Raw genomic sequence first — 15,990 nt, forward strand, 5'->3', positions numbered from 1 at the left:
TCCGGATTCGCCTACTCAACAGAAAAGGCCGGAGGGAATATTCCTTCCGGCCTTTCCCGTTGATTACTTCCTTCAATGCGCGTCCGGCGATCAGGCCGCTGTCCCTATCTTGGCGGAAACGCAACCACCCTCCCCATGGAATTCAACCTGCGCGATACGCTGACCGTTTCGACCATTCTTTTCGCGGTGATCGACATCATCGGATCCATACCGGCCTTGTTGCAGGTCAAGACACGAGTAGGCTACATCAAGGCGGAACAGGCGACCTTCGTTTCGCTGATCATCATGGTGGTCTTTCTGTTCCTGGGCGAATCCATCCTCGCCTTTCTGGGTGTCGATGTCCGGTCGTTCGCCATCGCGGGTTCGCTGGTTATTTTTTTCCTGGCACTCGAAATGATCCTCGGCATCCGCTTGTATCGTGACGAAATTCCGGAAACCGCCTCGATCGTTCCGGTCGCTTTCCCCTTAATCGCCGGTACGGGAACCATGACGACCCTGCTTTCCTTACGGGCCGTTTATGACATGCCGACCATCGTCATCGGTATCTTTCTTAACCTGATCGTGGTCTATGTCGTGCTTCGGAACTTGTACCGTTTGGAGAAATTGTTGGGTGCTGCCGGGATCAGCGTACTGCGTAAAGTGTTCGGAATCATATTACTGGCTATTGCGGTCAAGCTTTTCAGGACCAATGTGGGCCTTTGAGCCCCGGTTTTAACACTTGAAACCCCGGGAAACCCTTATGGGACGGGGCTTTCCGGCCTTTCCGGGATATTTGTTTTTGGAGAAATTATCCTACATTTGGATACATTTCCAAAAAGTCCAGACCGCTATGAAAAAACGCTTACCCAACGTTTGGATGTTACTGGCTGCCATGCTTTTCGCTGGAATTTCAGCGAACGCCCAGGTAACCTATAACATCTGTTCCACCCCCGCGGTGGTAACCGACACGGCCGCAACCCTCTACGACACCGGAGGTCCGAGCGGCGATTATCAGGTCAACGAAAACTGTACACTTCTGGTACAGCCCTCGTGCGCGACCTCTATCACCCTTACGTTCACTTCATTTGAAACGGAATCGGGGTTTGATTACTTCTACGTGTACGATGGTACGACCATCGCCGCTCCTCAGCTTTTAGCTGCGAACGGTCAGGGCACCATTCCGGGCCCTGTGACCTGTACATCGGGCGCGATGTTGATCATCTGGCGTTCGGATGTATCGATCGTTTACAGCGGTTTCGAGTGTAGCTGGACTTCGGTGATCGCTCCGAGTGCTGCACCGACTGCAGCGTTCACGGCAAACGATTTCACGCCTCCGCTGCTGACCAACGTATTGTTCACCGACCAGAGTGTCGGTTCACCGACCACCTGGTTGTGGGATTTCGGTGATGGCGATACCGCCCGCAGCCAGAACCCGGTACACGCATATCAGAACCCGGGAACCTACACGGTCACCCTCATCGCATTCACCTGCAACGAGTCCGATACGATCACCCAGCAGATCACCGTTGACGCTGCTCCCCAGATCGATGTCACTCCGCTCGGCCTCAGCGCCAATGCGCAATGCGGTGATTCCGTTTCGTTCAACCTCGACATCAGCAACATCGCGGGTGGCGAACTCTTCTGGACAACCGACAACTCCAACGTCAGCACCGGCATTCCGGTACGCGTGGTAGCGATGACCTACGGTACGGACCAGTTCTCCGAGTACCCGAATACCATCGACGCCATCGACCAGTTCTTTACCAATTACACGCTCACGACCACGGCGACCACCGACCCCGGCACACTGTCCGGCATCCTTAGCGGAAAGAACGTTCTCCTCATTCCTGAGCAGGAACTCGGCAGCCCGGCGGTTTGGACGAACCTCGGACCGACGATCCGCAACTTCCTCAACAACGGCGGTTCGGTCATCTGGTGCGGCGCTTATTCTTCCCAGGCTGATTGCATGTTCAACACCGGCGTATGGTCCGGAACGTATGCCGATGACGGTGTGTTCAACACCCTCAACGTCGTCAACCCCAGCCATCCGCTCGCGGCCGGACTTACCGGCACGACCTTCACCGGCCCCAGCGCTACGTATGAGATGAGCCTCACCAACCCGGACAAAGTCCAGGTTGTTACCGACGGTTCCAACGACGTAGTGGCTACCCGTGTTTTCGGCACCGGTAAAGCGATCTTCCTCGCGTTCGACTACTACAACGTTACCACCGAGAACGCCCGCATCCTGGCCAACGCCATCGAGTGGGGCGGTATCAACGCACTGGCTTCCTGGATCCACCTCAGCCAGACTTCTGACACGGTAGTAGCCGGTAACACCTCGAACGTGATCGTCACGTTCCAGACCACCGGTCTCCCGGCCGGCACCTACTATTCGAACATCGCAGTCGCCAGCAACGACCCGGCTACTCCGGTCGTACTGGTACCCTGCACGCTGTCCATCACCGGTGACCCGATCGTTGCACTCTCCGACACCTGCGTCGCATTCGGCAACATCATGCAGTACACCACGCAGCAGCAGAGCTTCGACGTGATCAACAACGGTTGCGATACCCTGTTCATCAACAGCATCACCTCGAATGCCGCCGAGTTCACCCTGGGTACTTACCCGTCCTTCATTCTTCCGGGCGGCTACGCTACCGTGAACGTAAACTTCACTTCGAACACGGTCGGTACATTCTCCGGCACCATTACGGTTGCCAACAACGACGTCGACACGACCGTTTGTCTGACGGCTGAAACCTTCGCTGCTCCGGATATCAACCCGGATCCGATCTCGGTCAGCCAGACCCTCGATGCCTGCGGAGCTACCGGCTCATCGACCTTCGACATCCAGAACCTGGGTGGCAGCGATCTTACGTTCAACATCACCGGAATCCCTTCCTGGGCTAACGTAACGCCTGCATCGGGAACCGTTACCGCCGGAACCGTTCAGACGATCACGGTCGACTTCAACACCGGCACGCTGGCCGGCGGAACACAGTCGGTCAACCTGCTCGTCACCTCGAACGACCCGCGCACACCGGTCGTCCAGGTTGCCTGCAGCCTGAACGTGAACAACAACCCGTGTATCAGCTACACCTTCGCCAGCAATACCTGTACGGGTTGCGTGGACTTCACCGCTACTTCGATCAACACGCCGGACACCTGGTCGTGGGATTTCGGTGACGGCAATACCTCGGTGCTCCAGAGCCCGACCCATTGCTACACCGCCAACGGCACCTACACCGTAACCCTCATCGCCGCCAACGCGGCCGGTTCCGATACGCTGGTCCAGACGGTCAACGCCATCATCACCGGCCCGGTTGCAACGACCTGTTATCCGGTCACCCAGGCATATTGCTGCGGCATCGGTATCACCAACGTTTCGATCGCCAACATCAACAATACTTCGGCGGACGCTATCGACGGTTACCAGGATTACACCTGCACTGACACGACCACGCTCCTGACCAACAACCAATACTGGATGACCGTTAGCACGGGCTTCACGTATGTTGAAAGCGTCAAGGCATGGATCGACTGGAACAACGACGCGGTTTTGGATCCGGTGAACGAACTCGTGTTCTCCGATTCGGCACAGATGACCAACCACGGTGGCTTCGTGTCCGTACCGGGTACGGCTGTATTGGGTCAGCCGCTTCGTTTCCGTGTGGCTTCCGATTACTCCGGCAACCCCACGCCGACTCCGTGTCTGGACCTCCAGTACGGTCAGATCGAAGACTACTCCGTATTCCTCGTGTTCGACAACGGTGTGAAAGCTCCTGGCGCGAACATTCCGTTCTCGGTATTCCCGAATCCGTTCAACCGCTCCACCAACATCGACTACGCCCTTTCCGGCAACGCTGTTGTTTCGGTTGAAGTCTTCAACATGATCGGCGAGAAAGTCAGCTCCTTCGTACTCAACGAAGAGCAGCCGGCCGGTCGTCATACGTACACCTTTGACAACGCTTCCAGCGGTGTCTACTATGTACGCCTGACGGTCGATGGCCAGGCCATGACGCAGAAGATCGTCAAGATGTGATCCGTTCCCGGTCCATCAGAAAAGCCGCTCCGAAAGGAGCGGCTTTTTTTATTTACCTGTATGGTTGCTGCTGCCGGTCAGTTGTCCTGCTTCAACATGGATTTGTGGACGCGTCGTCGCCGGCTTCGATGCGTGTAGTTCGAAGAAAGGATGCTGATGTTCCCGTCGCGTTCCAGGATCGCTAAGTCGACATCCTTGATGCTGGCGACACCGTGTTCGCGTGCCGCGGCTTCCAGTTCGTCGCGCGTGATCTTTTCGCGGCGGAGGTTTTCCTCAATCACATTACCCTGGTGTACCAGCATCACCGGGTCGCCGCTGACCAGGCGATTGATGTCAGGGTTCCGGTAGAGCAGGTTTTTCAAAAGAAAGTTTGCCCCGAACAGCACTGTCGCGGCGATCAGCCCGCCCGCCAGTGAGCTATCCGGACCGACCATGGCATTTTGCACGGAGTTGCTGATGAGCAGGATAAAGACCAGGTCGATGACCGACAATTGTGCCAGTTCTTTTTTACCGAAGAGCCGGATGGCGATCACGATAAAGAGATAAACGGCCAGGCTACGTAGAACGATGTCAACCGGAGGTTCCATGCGGTCAGTATTTTCCGGTCAAGTTAATCCGGATCGGTACGCATGCGGAGACGGACGCTCCGGAGTTTTTACCCGGAGGTTGTGGGAACGCTTGCGGAGATGTTTACCTTTGAGTCAATGCGCTTCGAGAAACACGTATTCATTTGCACCAACGAACGCGCTCCCGGCGGAAGACCTTCCTGCGGCGAGGCTTGTGGTATGGAGTTGGTCAAGCTCTTCAAGAAAGCAATCAAAGATCGGGGACTGAAAGGACGCATGCGCGCGCAACGTGCCGGTTGCCTCGATGCCTGCGAACACGGACCCTCCGTAGTCGTTTATCCCGAGGGAGTATTTTACGGCGGTGTGAAACCGGAGCATGTCGACGAGATCGTCGAGCAACACCTGATCCAGGACCGTCCCGTCGAGCGATTGATCATCGATTTTTCGAAGGACACACCTTCCGATGACTGAATTGCCGGAACGCTACCGTAGAGACCTTGCTTTGGTTCGAGAGACAGCGGAGCAACTGATTCGCGATTTCAACTGGTACAACATCCCGATCCGATTTTCCGGCGATCCCTTTCACGCGTACGAGGAGTTGCGGGAGCAGATCATTCCCCACATCGACCGGATGCAGCGGGAAGAGCCGACCCTCTTTCAATCGCTCCTGTACCGTATCGATCTTGATGAACGAAAGTTCAGGCGGCAATTGCAAGCACCGGATTCCGGTACGCACCTGGCCGACCTGATCCTCCAACGGGAATTTCAAAAGGTCCTGACCCGCCGTTACTTTTCTGACAAGGACGAGTCGGCCGACTGATTCACATAATAGTAATTTAATTAAAAAAGGTAGTAACACTATCATTTTGATTTTGTTTTGACAACTGCATGAAATTTTCGCATTAACACTTTTTTCAAAACATGCCGGGCAGGCGGTTGTTGGGTTGCTTGTTACTGTAATCCGCTCTAACCAACTAAAACCTACCTCCAGCATGAAAAAAGTTTTCCGATCCTTAGTGCTGTCGTTACTGCTAGCGACGGCGGGATCAGTTGCAAACGCGCAGACAGCCGAACTGCAAGTGATCCACAACTGCGCGGACCCGGTCGCTGATTCCGTAGACGTATACGTCGATGGTTTAATTGCCATCGACAACTTCGCCTTCCGTAACGCGACGGGTTTCCTGACTCTTCCGGCGGGCGTCGATATCCACGTGGGTATTGCTCCCAAGACCAGCACATCCGTTTCCGATACGCTGGTGAATTACACCATCAACCTTGCTTCGGGTCAACGCTATGTCGCGATTGCCAGCGGGGTGCTGAATCCCGGCAGCTTTGCGGCCAACCCGGACGGACGTGCTACCGGCTTCAACCTGCTGGTGCGCGACAACATCCGTGATGCCGCAGCGTCCTCCGGCGAAGTCGATTTCATCGTCCTCCACGGAGCAACCGATGCTCCGACAGTCGATGTGATCCCGCAGAGCAGCGCAACGGCATTGGTTGCAGGCGCGGCTTACACGGATATCACCTCGTACCTGACGGTTCCCGCGGCGGCATATCGTTTGAACATCACTCCGGCGGGTGACAATTCCACGATTGTCGCTTCGTACAATGTCGATCTGAGCACCCTGGGCGGAGGCGCCGCAGTGGTATTCGCTTCCGGTTTTCTGAACCCGGCTGCGAATCAGAACGGCCCAGCTTTCGGACTCTTTGCCGCATTACCGAACGGAACGGTTGTCGAGTTTTCACTCAACACCAACGCACGCGTTCAGGTCATTCACAATGCCGCTGATCCGGCAGCCGCGGTGGTCGATGTCTACGGCAACAGCGATCCGCTGATTCCTGACTTCGCATTCCGCACGGCTACTCCGTTCATCGACGTTCCTGCCGGAGTGGACATCACCATCGGCATAGCTCCCGGCACCTCTACCTCCGTCAATGATACCATCCCGGGTCTCAGCACCACGGTGAACCTGACCGCCGGTCAAACCTATGTTGTTATCGCCAATGGCGTGACAGCTCCCGGCTCGTTCGCGGCCAATCCCGACGGCCGTCCGATCAATTTCGGTCTGTTCCTTAAAACCACTGTTCGGGAGAGCGCAACTGATGGATCGAATGTCGACTTCTTTGTGCTCCACGGCGCCACCGACGCGCCGACGGTGGACGTCATCCCGCAGAGCAGCGCTACACCGCTCGTGGACAACGCCGCTTACGGTGACATCACCGGTTACCTCAGCGTACCGGCTTCCCAGTACTTCCTAAACATCACCCCGGGTAGCGACAACTCGACCATCGTTGCTTCCTACAACGTCGACCTGAGCTCCCTCGGCGGCGGCTCTGCGGTCGTGTTCGCATCCGGTTTCCTTGATCCAGCCGCCAACCAGAACGGCGAAGCGTTCGGAATCTATGCCGCGTTGGCCAACGGTACGGTCGTGGCCTTCCCGCTGAACACCAACGCCCGCGTGCAGGTGATCCACAATTCCGCCGATCCGGCTGCCGCGGTGGTCGACGTATACGGCAACAGTAATCCGTTGATTCCCGATTTCGCGTTCCGCACAGCCACTCCGTTTATCGATGTTCCGGCCGGTGTTGACATCACGATCGGTATAGCTCCAGGTACCTCCACTTCGGTGAACGATACGATCCCGGGTCTAAGCACGACGGTGAACCTGACCGCCGGTCAGAGCTACGTGGTGATCGCTAACGGCGTGACCGCTCCCGCTTCCTTCGCTGTCAACCCTGACGGCCGCCCGACCAGCTTCGCGCTGTATGTCAAGCCTGCTGTACGGGAGGCTGGTACCGATGGCGGTAACGTCGACTTCTTCGCCTTCCATGGTGCAACTGACGCTCCGACTGTTGATGTGATTGCGCGCGGTGTCGCCACCTTGGTGGATGATGCGGCGTATGGTGATTTCACCGGTTACCTCAGCGTACCCGCGGCACTTTACACCCTCGATGTAACGCCGGCTGCCGGCTCACTGGTGGTGGCCAGCTTCGCCGCTGACCTGAGCACACTCGGTGGTGGTTCCGCGGTAGTGTTCGCTTCCGGCTTCCTGGATCCAACCACCAATCAGAATGGCGAAGCCTTCGGTTTGTTCGCCGCTCTCGCTAACGGAACCGTTGTTCCATTCACCAACACCACGGGCATCGACGAAAGCAACATCCGTTTCGCCACCGGTATTTTCCCGAATCCTGCCAACAACCGTATCCAGGTAGGTTTACAGGTGAAGAACGCCGCTAATGCCCAGGTACAAGTAACGGACGTGACCGGCCGCATCGTGTTGAATCGCCAGGCTTACCTGGTCGACAATCAATTGCTCAGCCTCGACATCGACCAATTACCGGGTGGAGTGTATAACCTCACGGTGATCGAAGGCTCCAGCCTCCAGAGCGCTCCGTTCGTGATCGCACGTTGATATTTTTGGGTTAGTTTAGACAAGGCAGGTCCGGCGAATTTATCCGCCGGGCCTGTTTTTTATTTATTTGCAGCCATTTTTGACCTATTTGCCGTTTCTCACAAAGAAACCTGAACAACAGGGCCGGATAGCTGTTATTTTCGAATCCCCGTTTTATCCGGGAAATGCGGAAACAAGACCTTCAGTTTCTATGAGCCAGTTCTCCATCAAGGACATTGAAGCCCTAACCGGCATCAAGGCGCATACGTTGCGTATCTGGGAGCAGCGTTACAGCCTGCCGCAACCCAAGCGTACGGAGAGCAATATCCGTTATTACGACCACGACGATCTGAAACTCTTGCTGAATGTCGCCATGCTCAACCGGCATGGGCATAAAATCTCGGAGATAACCCGGCTGAGCGAACAGCAGATCCGTGATATCGCGCTCGACATATCGGTCAACTCCACCCACCAGTCGACGCATATTCAGGGCCTGATCGCGTCGATGATCAACCTCGACGAACGGGCGTTCGAAAAGATCCTGTCGACCTGTGTACTGCAGTATGGTTTACAGCGCACGGTCATGGAAGTGGTATTCCCGTTCATGAGTCTGGTCGGTGCCATGTGGCAGACCGGATCGGTCAATCCGGCCTTCGAACATTTCATGTCGAATCTGATCCGGCAAAAGCTGATCGTGGCGATCGACGCGCAGGAGATCCGGCCGGTTGCTCATCCGAAAAATTTCCTGCTCTTCCTGCCGGAAGGAGAGCATCACGAACTCGGATTGTTGTTCGCCAACTACATCATCCGTTCGCGCGGTCACCGTTCGTTGTACCTTGGACAGAACCTGCCGGTTTCCGACCTGGCCCGTGTAAGCGAGCGCTTTGTGCCTGACGTGGTGTTCACCAGTGTAACAACGGGTCTGCCACGCGAGGTCGTGGAAGGCATGGTGAAAGAACTTAAAGACAGTTTTCCGGGCGCGTCGATCCTGTTGACCGGTCGGTATTTTTCCGAGCATGCAACGGTGAACGAAGATGTCACCATCGTTCAGCGACCCTCCGATCTCGACGCTTTCTGGTCGCGCTAACGATTGTTATTTCGGGCCGGCAGTCAGCGGCCCAGTTCGATGTACTTCAACAGTTCGAGTCGCGTACTTTCGTTCAGGAATTTTCCATGGTACGAACTGGTCAGCGTGCTGCGGTGTTCATCGCGGATACCGCGTGCTTTCACACAGAGGTGTTCCGCATCGATGATCACGGCGACATCTTCCGTGTCGAGTACCCGCTTCAGTTCTTCCGCGATCTGAACGGTCAGGCGCTCCTGCACCTGGGGACGGCGCGCGAAATGATCGACAATGCGGTTGAGTTTCGAAAGTCCGATCACTTTTCCTTTCGCGATGTAGGCTACGTGTGCATGTCCCAGGATCGGTACGAAGTGGTGTTCGCAGGTTGATTGCACCTTGATGTCGCGTTCCACCAACATCTGGTTGTAGCGATAGGCGTTGTCGAAAAGCGTAGGGCTGGGCTTGTTGGCTGGATTGAGGCCACTGAAAATTTCCTGTACATACATCTTGGCGACGCGCATCGGCGTGTCACGCAGACTTTCATCGGTAAGGTCAAGTCCGAGTGTCGACATGATATCACGGAACCGCGCAGCGATCCGCTGGATCTTCTCCTCCTCGGTCAGATCCCCCGCCTCGGATCGGACCGGATGAATTGTCAGCGATCCTGTGGACCCTCCCAGCAGATCGTCGATGGATGGAAGAGCTTGATTTTCAATTATTTCTTTCTTCATAGGTGATTTTACCCCAGTACTGCCGGAGGAATAGAGAGAACAAGGCCGTTTTCAGATTGTTTTCGGCCATAGAATTTCATGGAAAAATCCAAGTTTTGTTTAGTTAATAAGAGTTAAATATTAAACACGAATGTCGAAGTTGACCATTTTTATTCTATTTTTGTTTAAAGATTAGGCACAGATAGTTAAACAGTTTAGAATAGTTCAAAATACATCGCCATGGAAACGAATCAGGAATTCCGCAAGCAGGTAACTGACGAGACCCGTCCGTTGAAAGCATATGCGATGAAACTCACTCAGGATAGCGAGGAGGCGAATGATCTGGTGCAGGATACCGTCCTGAAAGCCTTGACGAACGAAGAGAAGTTCGCCGCCGGTACGAACCTGAAGGGATGGTTGTACACCATCATGAAAAACATTTTCATCAACAAGTACCGTCGCGCGATGAAGTCGAACATCTTCAACGACGATACGGACAACCAGTACTACATCAACAACCTCGCGACCGCAAAACGGAACGACGGTGAGGGTAACATGGTCATGCGGGAGATTCGCACCGCCATGGCCGGTTTGAACGACAACCTGCGGACGCCTTTCCTGATGAGCTACAGCGGCTACAAGTACGAGGAGATCGCGCAGCGGTTGCAGATTCCGCTCGGAACGGTGAAAGTGCGCATTCACAATGCCCGGAAGGAATTGATGAAGAAGCTCAGCGTTTACAAGCCTGCAGACGCGCGTCGCGAAGCCTGAAGCGCATCCGGCTCATGACCTGAAACCCCTGTCTGCACAGGGGTTTTTTCGTACCTTCGGGTCATGAAATTCGGAGTCGTCGTTTTCCCGGGATCGAACTGTGACGAAGACATGGTCTATGTGCTGCGCCATCGGATGAAGCAACCGGTGGTGAAGTTGTGGCACAAGGACCATGATTTGCAGAACTGTGATTTCATCGTGCTGCCGGGCGGATTCAGCTACGGCGACTACCTGCGCTCCGGTGCCATCGCGCGCTTTTCTCCGATCATGCAGGAAGTCATTGCCTTTGCCAACAAGGGCGGCTTTGTCTTCGGTGTCTGCAACGGGTTCCAGATCCTCTGCGAAGCAGGCCTGGTACCCGGGGCATTGTTGCGCAACGACCATTCGCGCTTCAACTGCGAGAACGTGTATGTTCGTCCCGAGCATCAGGCTGCGCGACTGACGGCTGCGACCAAGCCCGGACAAGCGCTCAAGATCCCGATCGCACACGGAGAAGGACGCTATTACACCGACGCCGAAACATTGCGTTCCATGGAAGCAAACGGACAGATCCTGTTCCGCTACTGCGATGCTTCCGGACAAGTGACACCCGAAGCAAATCCCAACGGATCCCTCGGCAACATCGCCGGTGTGTGCAATGCCGGCAAGAACGTCTTCGGTATGATGCCCCATCCCGAACGCGCCGCCGATCCGGAGTTGGGCAACACCGACGGACAGGTTCTTTTTGAAGGATTGTTGCAACTGGTCTCCGCCTGAGCTGAGAGTCAGTAGTCAGTAGGCAGTAGGCGGCATGCAGAATTTTCCTCGGTCTCGGTCCCGTTCCTCGCTTCTTCTTTTCCTCGTCCCCCGTCCCCCGTCCCTCGTCCCTTTTTTCAGTAGGCAGTATTTTCCTCGGTCTCGGTCCCGTTCCTCGCTTTTTCTTTTCCTCGTCCCTCGTCCCCCGTCCCCCGTCCCTTCTTTTGCTTCCCTCTTCCGGGTTGATTACTTTGTCTGCCTAAACCCTTCCCACCATGAATCCAACTCTTCGAAACATCCTTGCCATCATAGCCGGCATTGCCGCCGGTAGTGTGGTCAATATGGGTATTGTGATGATCAGCGGCTCCGTCATTCCTCCGCCGGAAGGTGTTGATGCCACCACGTACGAAGGACTCAAAGCTTCGATGCACCTGATGGAACCCAAGCACTTTGTCTTCCCATTTCTCGCACACGCGATCGGCACCCTGGCCGGCGCGTTTCTCGCGGCGCGCTTATCGGTGAGTAAAATGCGTTCGGCATTCATTGTCGGCGGATTCTTCCTGCTGGGAGGAATCGCCAATACCATGATGTTACCTTCGCCGGTCTGGTTTTCCATCACGGACCTTGTCGGCGCCTATCTCCCGATGGCCTGGCTCGGCGGAAAAGCAGGAACACGGACCTCTGCTGCTTGAGTACTTATCAGAAAGTAAAACGCGGCAGCCCAGATCCGGGCGCCGCGTTTTGCGTTTCGTGATGGGAAGATCGATCAGAAGCGAACGCCAAAGCTGAGACCCAGCATGCGAACGCCATAGAATGGCCCGTTCATATCCACATCGATTTCGTTGTTGCCGATTGTCGCCTCCGTCGTCCATAACGGAATTTCAATCGATTCAATATCTTCTTTCAGGTCGATCTTGTCTTGTTGGGTCATATCGCTCATGTCGTCGGTGCCGTGGAACTTGGCTTTCATGATCCCGGCAAAGGGTCCGACAATCCAGAGATCGAGCGCGAGGTTCTTCGTTTTTCCGAACAGCCATTGCGTACCGATCATGGCACCAGCACCAAAGCCGTTGAAGGTGCCATCTACCACCGGTGTATGGAGCTTTCCGGCGCTGGTTGTGAAGGAGTAGACCTGCGACATCGACATGTGCGTATAGCGCATAAAGGTTGCCACATAGAATCCTTCCGGTGCGGATTTTTTACCGACATAGAAGCGATACTCCGGGGTGAAGGTGTACTTGGTGAATCGCGTGGACTCGATGGCGCGACGCGCGTCGTCGTCGTCGCCGAATTGATCCAGCAGGTTGTCCTTGAACGGTAACGCGACATCCGGCGAGATGCCGAATCCGAACCCTACGGATTGCCGCGGGTTGGTGACGTATTCGTATTGAATCGCGTAGTGACTGAGCGCCGTCGAGGTGAGGTTAAACTTGACAACGTTTTTCCCGACCAAGGGAACGACCTCGGTTTGCCCAAAGGCCGGGATGGTGAGCAGCAGGGAAAGCGCCCATACCAGAATGCGTGGTGAGTGTTTCATGATGGTGATGTCAATGGTTCATACGCTTGGCAAAAGCCCTAAGGACTTGCCTCTCTTATTAAATGTACCCCGAACGATTCCGCAGGTCAATGATATTTGGCAGATAAAGCGGGAAAAGTGGGCAAACGGGATATAGAAGTCCGCCAATTGACTGCATGAATACGTATGCAGCAAAAAAAAACGACGCCCGGTTATCCGGGCGTCGTACACAAAAAAGAAGTCTTGTTTTATTTCACGGTGAAGCGGATGGATTGTTCGCCACGGTCGCTCCGCACTTGCAGCAGGTAGGCGCCGGCAGCCAGTCCGTTGAGCGGAATGGAAATCTCCCGGGTAGCGGACAGTTCACTGTGTTCGGTTTCCTGCACGAGTTGTCCATTCATGTGCAGGATGCGGAACGACAGCGTTTTCGGTTGAACGCCACCGAACCGGATCGTCAGTTGTTCATGCGCGGGGTTCGGGTAAACCATCGCGAACCAGTCGGATTGTTCGTTGATACCGGTGATCAGGTCGACGAAAATGCAATCCGTCGCCGTGCATCCGTTACCATCCGTCACGACCACGCAATAGGTGCCGGGTGTGGTGACGGTGAATGTCTGAGCGGTGCCGGCTCCGCTGTTCCAGTTATAGCCGGTGAAGCCCGATCCCGCGTTGAGCTGGTAGGAGGTTGCCAACACGGTCGTGTCGTTTCCGAGGAACACCGACGGAGGCGTATTGATGACGGCTTGTACCGCCACATACTGGCTCGGACAGAATCCATCGGTAGCCTGTACATAGTAGGTAGTACTGGTCGTTAGGAACGGCGTGGTGAACGAAGCGCCGACTCCCACCTGAGCGCCGCCCGGGCTACTGTACCAGATCAGTGTTTGCGCGCTGGTCGCGCTGAGCGTAACAGTGCCGCTTCCGCAGCGTGCGCCTCCACTTGTGCCGGGGTCAGGGGTGATGGACCGAATGGTCGCGACCACCGACGCGCGCGCCGATGAAGGACAAGTCCCGTTGGAAGCTTCTACATAATAGGTGGTGGTGCTGCTGAGCACCGGTGTCGTGTAACTCAAGCCGGTTGCTACCTGGTTGCCGCCGCTCGCCGCATCCCACCAGGTCACCAGTGAAGCGGAAGATGAAGCGCCAAGTGTAACGGTGCCGGGTCCGCAGTTGAAAGCGCCGGTTGTAGTCGGTGTATTGGGTTGGGTATTGATGGTCGCCACGGTAGGAATCCGTGCACTGGAGCAAGGGCCGTTGGAAGCCTGGGCATAGTACGTCGTGGTAGTCGTCAGATTCGGCGTAACGAAACTATTGCCCGATCCGACTTGTGTACCGCCGGAAGCGGCGTCCCACCAGGTAACCGGATCGCTTGCGGTCGCGGTCAGCGTCAACGAACCCGATCCGCAACGATCCGCACCGGTGGTCACCGGATCGGCTACGGCCGTATTGATCGTCGCGACTGCTGCTACTCGATTCGACGGACAAGTGCTGCCGGCTTGAGCATAGTAGGTGGTAGTACTCGAAATGGAAGGCGTGTTATAGGTGTTGCCGGAGCCCAGCAACGCTCCGCCGGTCGACGCACTGTACCACAAGATCGGATCGGTAGCTGAAGCGGAAAGGGTCACACTGCCGGGACCGCATCGCGCCGCGCCGGTAGTCGTCGGGGCGGTGGAGAATGCGATGATGGTACGCGTGGTGTCGAAGCGGTTGTTAGCCGGGTAAACGTCGTTCGTGGTACCGGTTACACACCCGAAATTGAATGCACCACCACCGGAGGTGTTGATCGTGGAGAGGAAGGTGACTGTGTCCGCGTCTTCCGGAAACAGCGGTCCCGCATAGTTGAAGTTCAGGGTCTGCGTGATGGCGCCCGTGATGTTGACGGTGATCGGAATGTTCGGTACCGTATCGCGACCGAAATTCCGCAGAACGACCTTGACTTGCTGCGTCGCGTTGCCGCAAACGCCTTCGAGTGGTGAAGCAAGACTGAAGATCGTGATGTAGGTGAGGAAATTCGAAAGCAGTCCATTCGCGTCGGTCTTTACGAGATACGCTTCCTCGTAGTTGAAGCCGAAGCTTGAACTATAACCGGCGAAGATGTAGCCGCCATCGGAGGTCGGCATGGCGCTGTACCCGTGGTCGTGGTTATTGCCGCCGTAGGTGCGTGCCCAGATGGAGTCGCCGTTCGCGTCGACCTTGAACATCCACATGTTCGGATCGATCGGACCGGAGCTGCTGGTGGTGCCGCTGAGAATGAAGTTACCGTCGAGTGTCGGCTCGATCTCGTGAAAATCGTCGGCCAGTGAACCTCCGTATACTTTGGTCCAGACAACCACTCCGCTCAGATCGGTCTTGACGATATAGCCGTTGTTGCCGTCGGAGCCGGTACCATCCGTTCCGCCTGCCAGCAGGAATCCGTCCGCAACCGGGTGGATGTATTCAATGTTATCAGTGCCGAGCGTTCCGAATCGCTTAGTCCAGGTCGTATCACCGGAAGAATTGGTACGCACGAGGTACTGATCAAGTCCGTTACCACCGTTGTTACCCTGTCCGCCGGCGATATAACCACCATCGGCAAGCTGTTTCACCGAGTTGAAATCCTCGAAGAGTGCTGTTCCATAGCGACGCGACCAGGTTGTGTCGCCGCTGGCGTTCAACTTGAGGAGGAAGCCGTCGAAGTATTGCGCCGGAGGGGATGTGGTATAGCCGCAAACGATGTATCCGTTATCGCTCGTCTGGACGATCTCCTGCGCGCGGTCTCGACCGGTCCCGCCCCAGGTCTTGGTCCAGAGGATGTTCCCATTGTCGTCCATCTTGATGATCAATACGTCTTCCGTTCCGGCGCCGTAGCTCGTCGAGTAGCCGCACATGGCGTAATTGCCGTCGTTGGTGTTGATCACCTTATAGAGCAAGTCCTTCCTGCTGCCGGTGCCGTTGATGCGGCGCGTCCAAATTGTGTCGCCTGAGGTATTGAGCCGAACCACGTACGCGTCGGTATCATTCGGAGACCAACTGGAGGTATAGCCGACAGCGATGTAGCCGCCTGACGGACATTCCGCAACATTTCTGAAGGCATCCGTGCTGGTGCGGGAGAACAGCTTTTCCCAACTGGTCTGTGCACGTGAGGTAATGGCGCAACAGAAGATGGTCGCGACAAACAGGAGTGTTTTCAAGGATAGTTTCATACAGAGGTGGTTAAACGATTTTTCCGTTTACGAG

General features: G+C 55.7%; 13 protein-coding genes. 9 read left to right on the forward strand and 4 right to left on the reverse strand.

Going from position 1 to position 15,990, the window contains the following annotated elements; translation table 11 throughout:
• Positions 1–135: 135 nt before the first annotated feature.
• Together IPJ96_02340 and IPJ96_02345 are read left to right on the forward strand one after the other, a co-directional pair.
• Entirely contained in the window at positions 136–702 is a 567-nt protein-coding gene (locus IPJ96_02340) for a MarC family protein (GenBank protein MBK7909186.1), read from the forward strand.
• Positions 703–829: 127 nt separating this feature from the next.
• A complete protein-coding gene (locus IPJ96_02345; protein ID MBK7909187.1) occupies positions 830–4,021 on the forward strand; it encodes a PKD domain-containing protein in 3,192 nt (1,063 codons plus the stop codon).
• Positions 4,022–4,098: 77 nt separating this feature from the next.
• On the opposite strand, the gene IPJ96_02350 is transcribed toward IPJ96_02345, so the two are convergent.
• The gene (locus tag IPJ96_02350) at positions 4,099–4,608 is read right to left on the reverse strand and encodes a DUF421 domain-containing protein (protein ID MBK7909188.1); all 510 of its coding nucleotides are present in this window, start codon (positions 4,606–4,608) and stop codon (positions 4,099–4,101) included.
• Positions 4,609–4,725: 117 nt separating this feature from the next.
• On the opposite strand from IPJ96_02350, the gene IPJ96_02355 reads away from it, so the two are divergent.
• The 4 genes from IPJ96_02355 to IPJ96_02370 all read left to right on the forward strand — a co-directional run bounded on the left by IPJ96_02355 (position 4,726) and on the right by IPJ96_02370 (position 9,066).
• Positions 4,726–5,058, forward strand: a complete 333-nt coding sequence (locus IPJ96_02355) for a (2Fe-2S) ferredoxin domain-containing protein (GenBank protein ID MBK7909189.1) — start codon at positions 4,726–4,728, stop codon at positions 5,056–5,058.
• A complete protein-coding gene (locus tag IPJ96_02360) occupies positions 5,051–5,407 on the forward strand; it encodes a hypothetical protein (protein MBK7909190.1) in 357 nt (118 codons plus the stop codon). The genes IPJ96_02355 and IPJ96_02360 overlap by 8 nt, the downstream gene beginning before the upstream one ends.
• Before the next feature lie 172 nt (positions 5,408–5,579).
• Positions 5,580–8,000, forward strand: coding sequence for a DUF4397 domain-containing protein (locus IPJ96_02365; protein MBK7909191.1), 2,421 nt, complete (start codon positions 5,580–5,582; stop codon positions 7,998–8,000).
• Between the two features lie 190 nt (positions 8,001–8,190).
• A complete protein-coding gene (locus IPJ96_02370; GenBank protein MBK7909192.1) occupies positions 8,191–9,066 on the forward strand; it encodes a MerR family transcriptional regulator in 876 nt (291 codons plus the stop codon).
• 23 nt (positions 9,067–9,089) lie between these two features.
• On the opposite strand, the gene folE is transcribed toward IPJ96_02370, so the two are convergent.
• Positions 9,090–9,773 carry a GTP cyclohydrolase I FolE gene (gene folE / locus IPJ96_02375; GenBank protein MBK7909193.1) on the reverse strand — a complete coding sequence of 228 codons (684 nt, stop codon included), beginning with the start codon at positions 9,771–9,773 and terminating at the stop codon, positions 9,090–9,092.
• Between the two features lie 219 nt (positions 9,774–9,992).
• Here folE and IPJ96_02380 point away from each other — a divergent pair, with 219 nt between their 5' ends.
• The 3 genes from IPJ96_02380 (at position 9,993) to IPJ96_02390 (ending at position 11,950) form a co-directional block, all read left to right on the forward strand.
• Positions 9,993–10,523 carry an RNA polymerase sigma factor gene (locus IPJ96_02380; protein ID MBK7909194.1) on the forward strand — a complete coding sequence of 177 codons (531 nt, stop codon included), beginning with the start codon at positions 9,993–9,995 and terminating at the stop codon, positions 10,521–10,523.
• A gap of 63 nt (positions 10,524–10,586) precedes the next feature.
• Positions 10,587–11,279 carry a phosphoribosylformylglycinamidine synthase subunit PurQ gene (purQ, locus tag IPJ96_02385; GenBank protein ID MBK7909195.1) on the forward strand — a complete coding sequence of 231 codons (693 nt, stop codon included), beginning with the start codon at positions 10,587–10,589 and terminating at the stop codon, positions 11,277–11,279.
• Between the two features lie 254 nt (positions 11,280–11,533).
• Complete coding sequence (locus tag IPJ96_02390) at positions 11,534–11,950, forward strand: hypothetical protein (protein ID MBK7909196.1); 417 nt, start codon at positions 11,534–11,536, stop codon at positions 11,948–11,950.
• A 74-nt stretch (positions 11,951–12,024) separates the two neighbouring features.
• On the opposite strand, the gene IPJ96_02395 is transcribed toward IPJ96_02390, so the two are convergent.
• Both IPJ96_02395 and IPJ96_02400 read right to left on the reverse strand, forming a co-directional pair.
• Positions 12,025–12,795, reverse strand: a complete 771-nt coding sequence (locus tag IPJ96_02395; protein ID MBK7909197.1) for a DUF3575 domain-containing protein — start codon at positions 12,793–12,795, stop codon at positions 12,025–12,027.
• A 227-nt stretch (positions 12,796–13,022) separates the two neighbouring features.
• A complete protein-coding gene (locus IPJ96_02400; GenBank protein MBK7909198.1) occupies positions 13,023–15,956 on the reverse strand; it encodes a T9SS type A sorting domain-containing protein in 2,934 nt (977 codons plus the stop codon).
• Positions 15,957–15,990 lie beyond the last annotated feature (34 nt).

It is taken from the genome of Bacteroidota bacterium (genome assembly GCA_016713765.1).
Classification (GTDB): domain Bacteria; phylum Bacteroidota; class Bacteroidia; order AKYH767-A; family 2013-40CM-41-45; genus Pollutiaquabacter; species Pollutiaquabacter aromativorans.

What these genes read in the sequence shown, in the direction of transcription:
- IPJ96_02340 (MBK7909186.1), top strand. Translation starts at nt 136, where the DNA reads ATGGAATTCAACCTGCGCGATACGCTGACCGTTTCGACCATTCTTTTC.
- IPJ96_02345 (MBK7909187.1), top strand. Translation starts at nt 830, where the DNA reads ATGAAAAAACGCTTACCCAACGTTTGGATGTTACTGGCTGCCATGCTT.
- IPJ96_02350 (MBK7909188.1), bottom strand. Translation starts at nt 4,608, where the DNA reads ATGGAACCTCCGGTTGACATCGTTCTACGTAGCCTGGCCGTTTATCTC.
- IPJ96_02355 (MBK7909189.1), top strand. Translation starts at nt 4,726, where the DNA reads ATGCGCTTCGAGAAACACGTATTCATTTGCACCAACGAACGCGCTCCC.
- IPJ96_02360 (MBK7909190.1), top strand. Translation starts at nt 5,051, where the DNA reads ATGACTGAATTGCCGGAACGCTACCGTAGAGACCTTGCTTTGGTTCGA.
- IPJ96_02365 (MBK7909191.1), top strand. Translation starts at nt 5,580, where the DNA reads ATGAAAAAAGTTTTCCGATCCTTAGTGCTGTCGTTACTGCTAGCGACG.
- IPJ96_02370 (MBK7909192.1), top strand. Translation starts at nt 8,191, where the DNA reads ATGAGCCAGTTCTCCATCAAGGACATTGAAGCCCTAACCGGCATCAAG.
- folE (MBK7909193.1), bottom strand. Translation starts at nt 9,773, where the DNA reads ATGAAGAAAGAAATAATTGAAAATCAAGCTCTTCCATCCATCGACGAT.
- IPJ96_02380 (MBK7909194.1), top strand. Translation starts at nt 9,993, where the DNA reads ATGGAAACGAATCAGGAATTCCGCAAGCAGGTAACTGACGAGACCCGT.
- purQ (MBK7909195.1), top strand. Translation starts at nt 10,587, where the DNA reads ATGAAATTCGGAGTCGTCGTTTTCCCGGGATCGAACTGTGACGAAGAC.
- IPJ96_02390 (MBK7909196.1), top strand. Translation starts at nt 11,534, where the DNA reads ATGAATCCAACTCTTCGAAACATCCTTGCCATCATAGCCGGCATTGCC.
- IPJ96_02395 (MBK7909197.1), bottom strand. Translation starts at nt 12,795, where the DNA reads ATGAAACACTCACCACGCATTCTGGTATGGGCGCTTTCCCTGCTGCTC.
- IPJ96_02400 (MBK7909198.1), bottom strand. Translation starts at nt 15,956, where the DNA reads ATGAAACTATCCTTGAAAACACTCCTGTTTGTCGCGACCATCTTCTGT.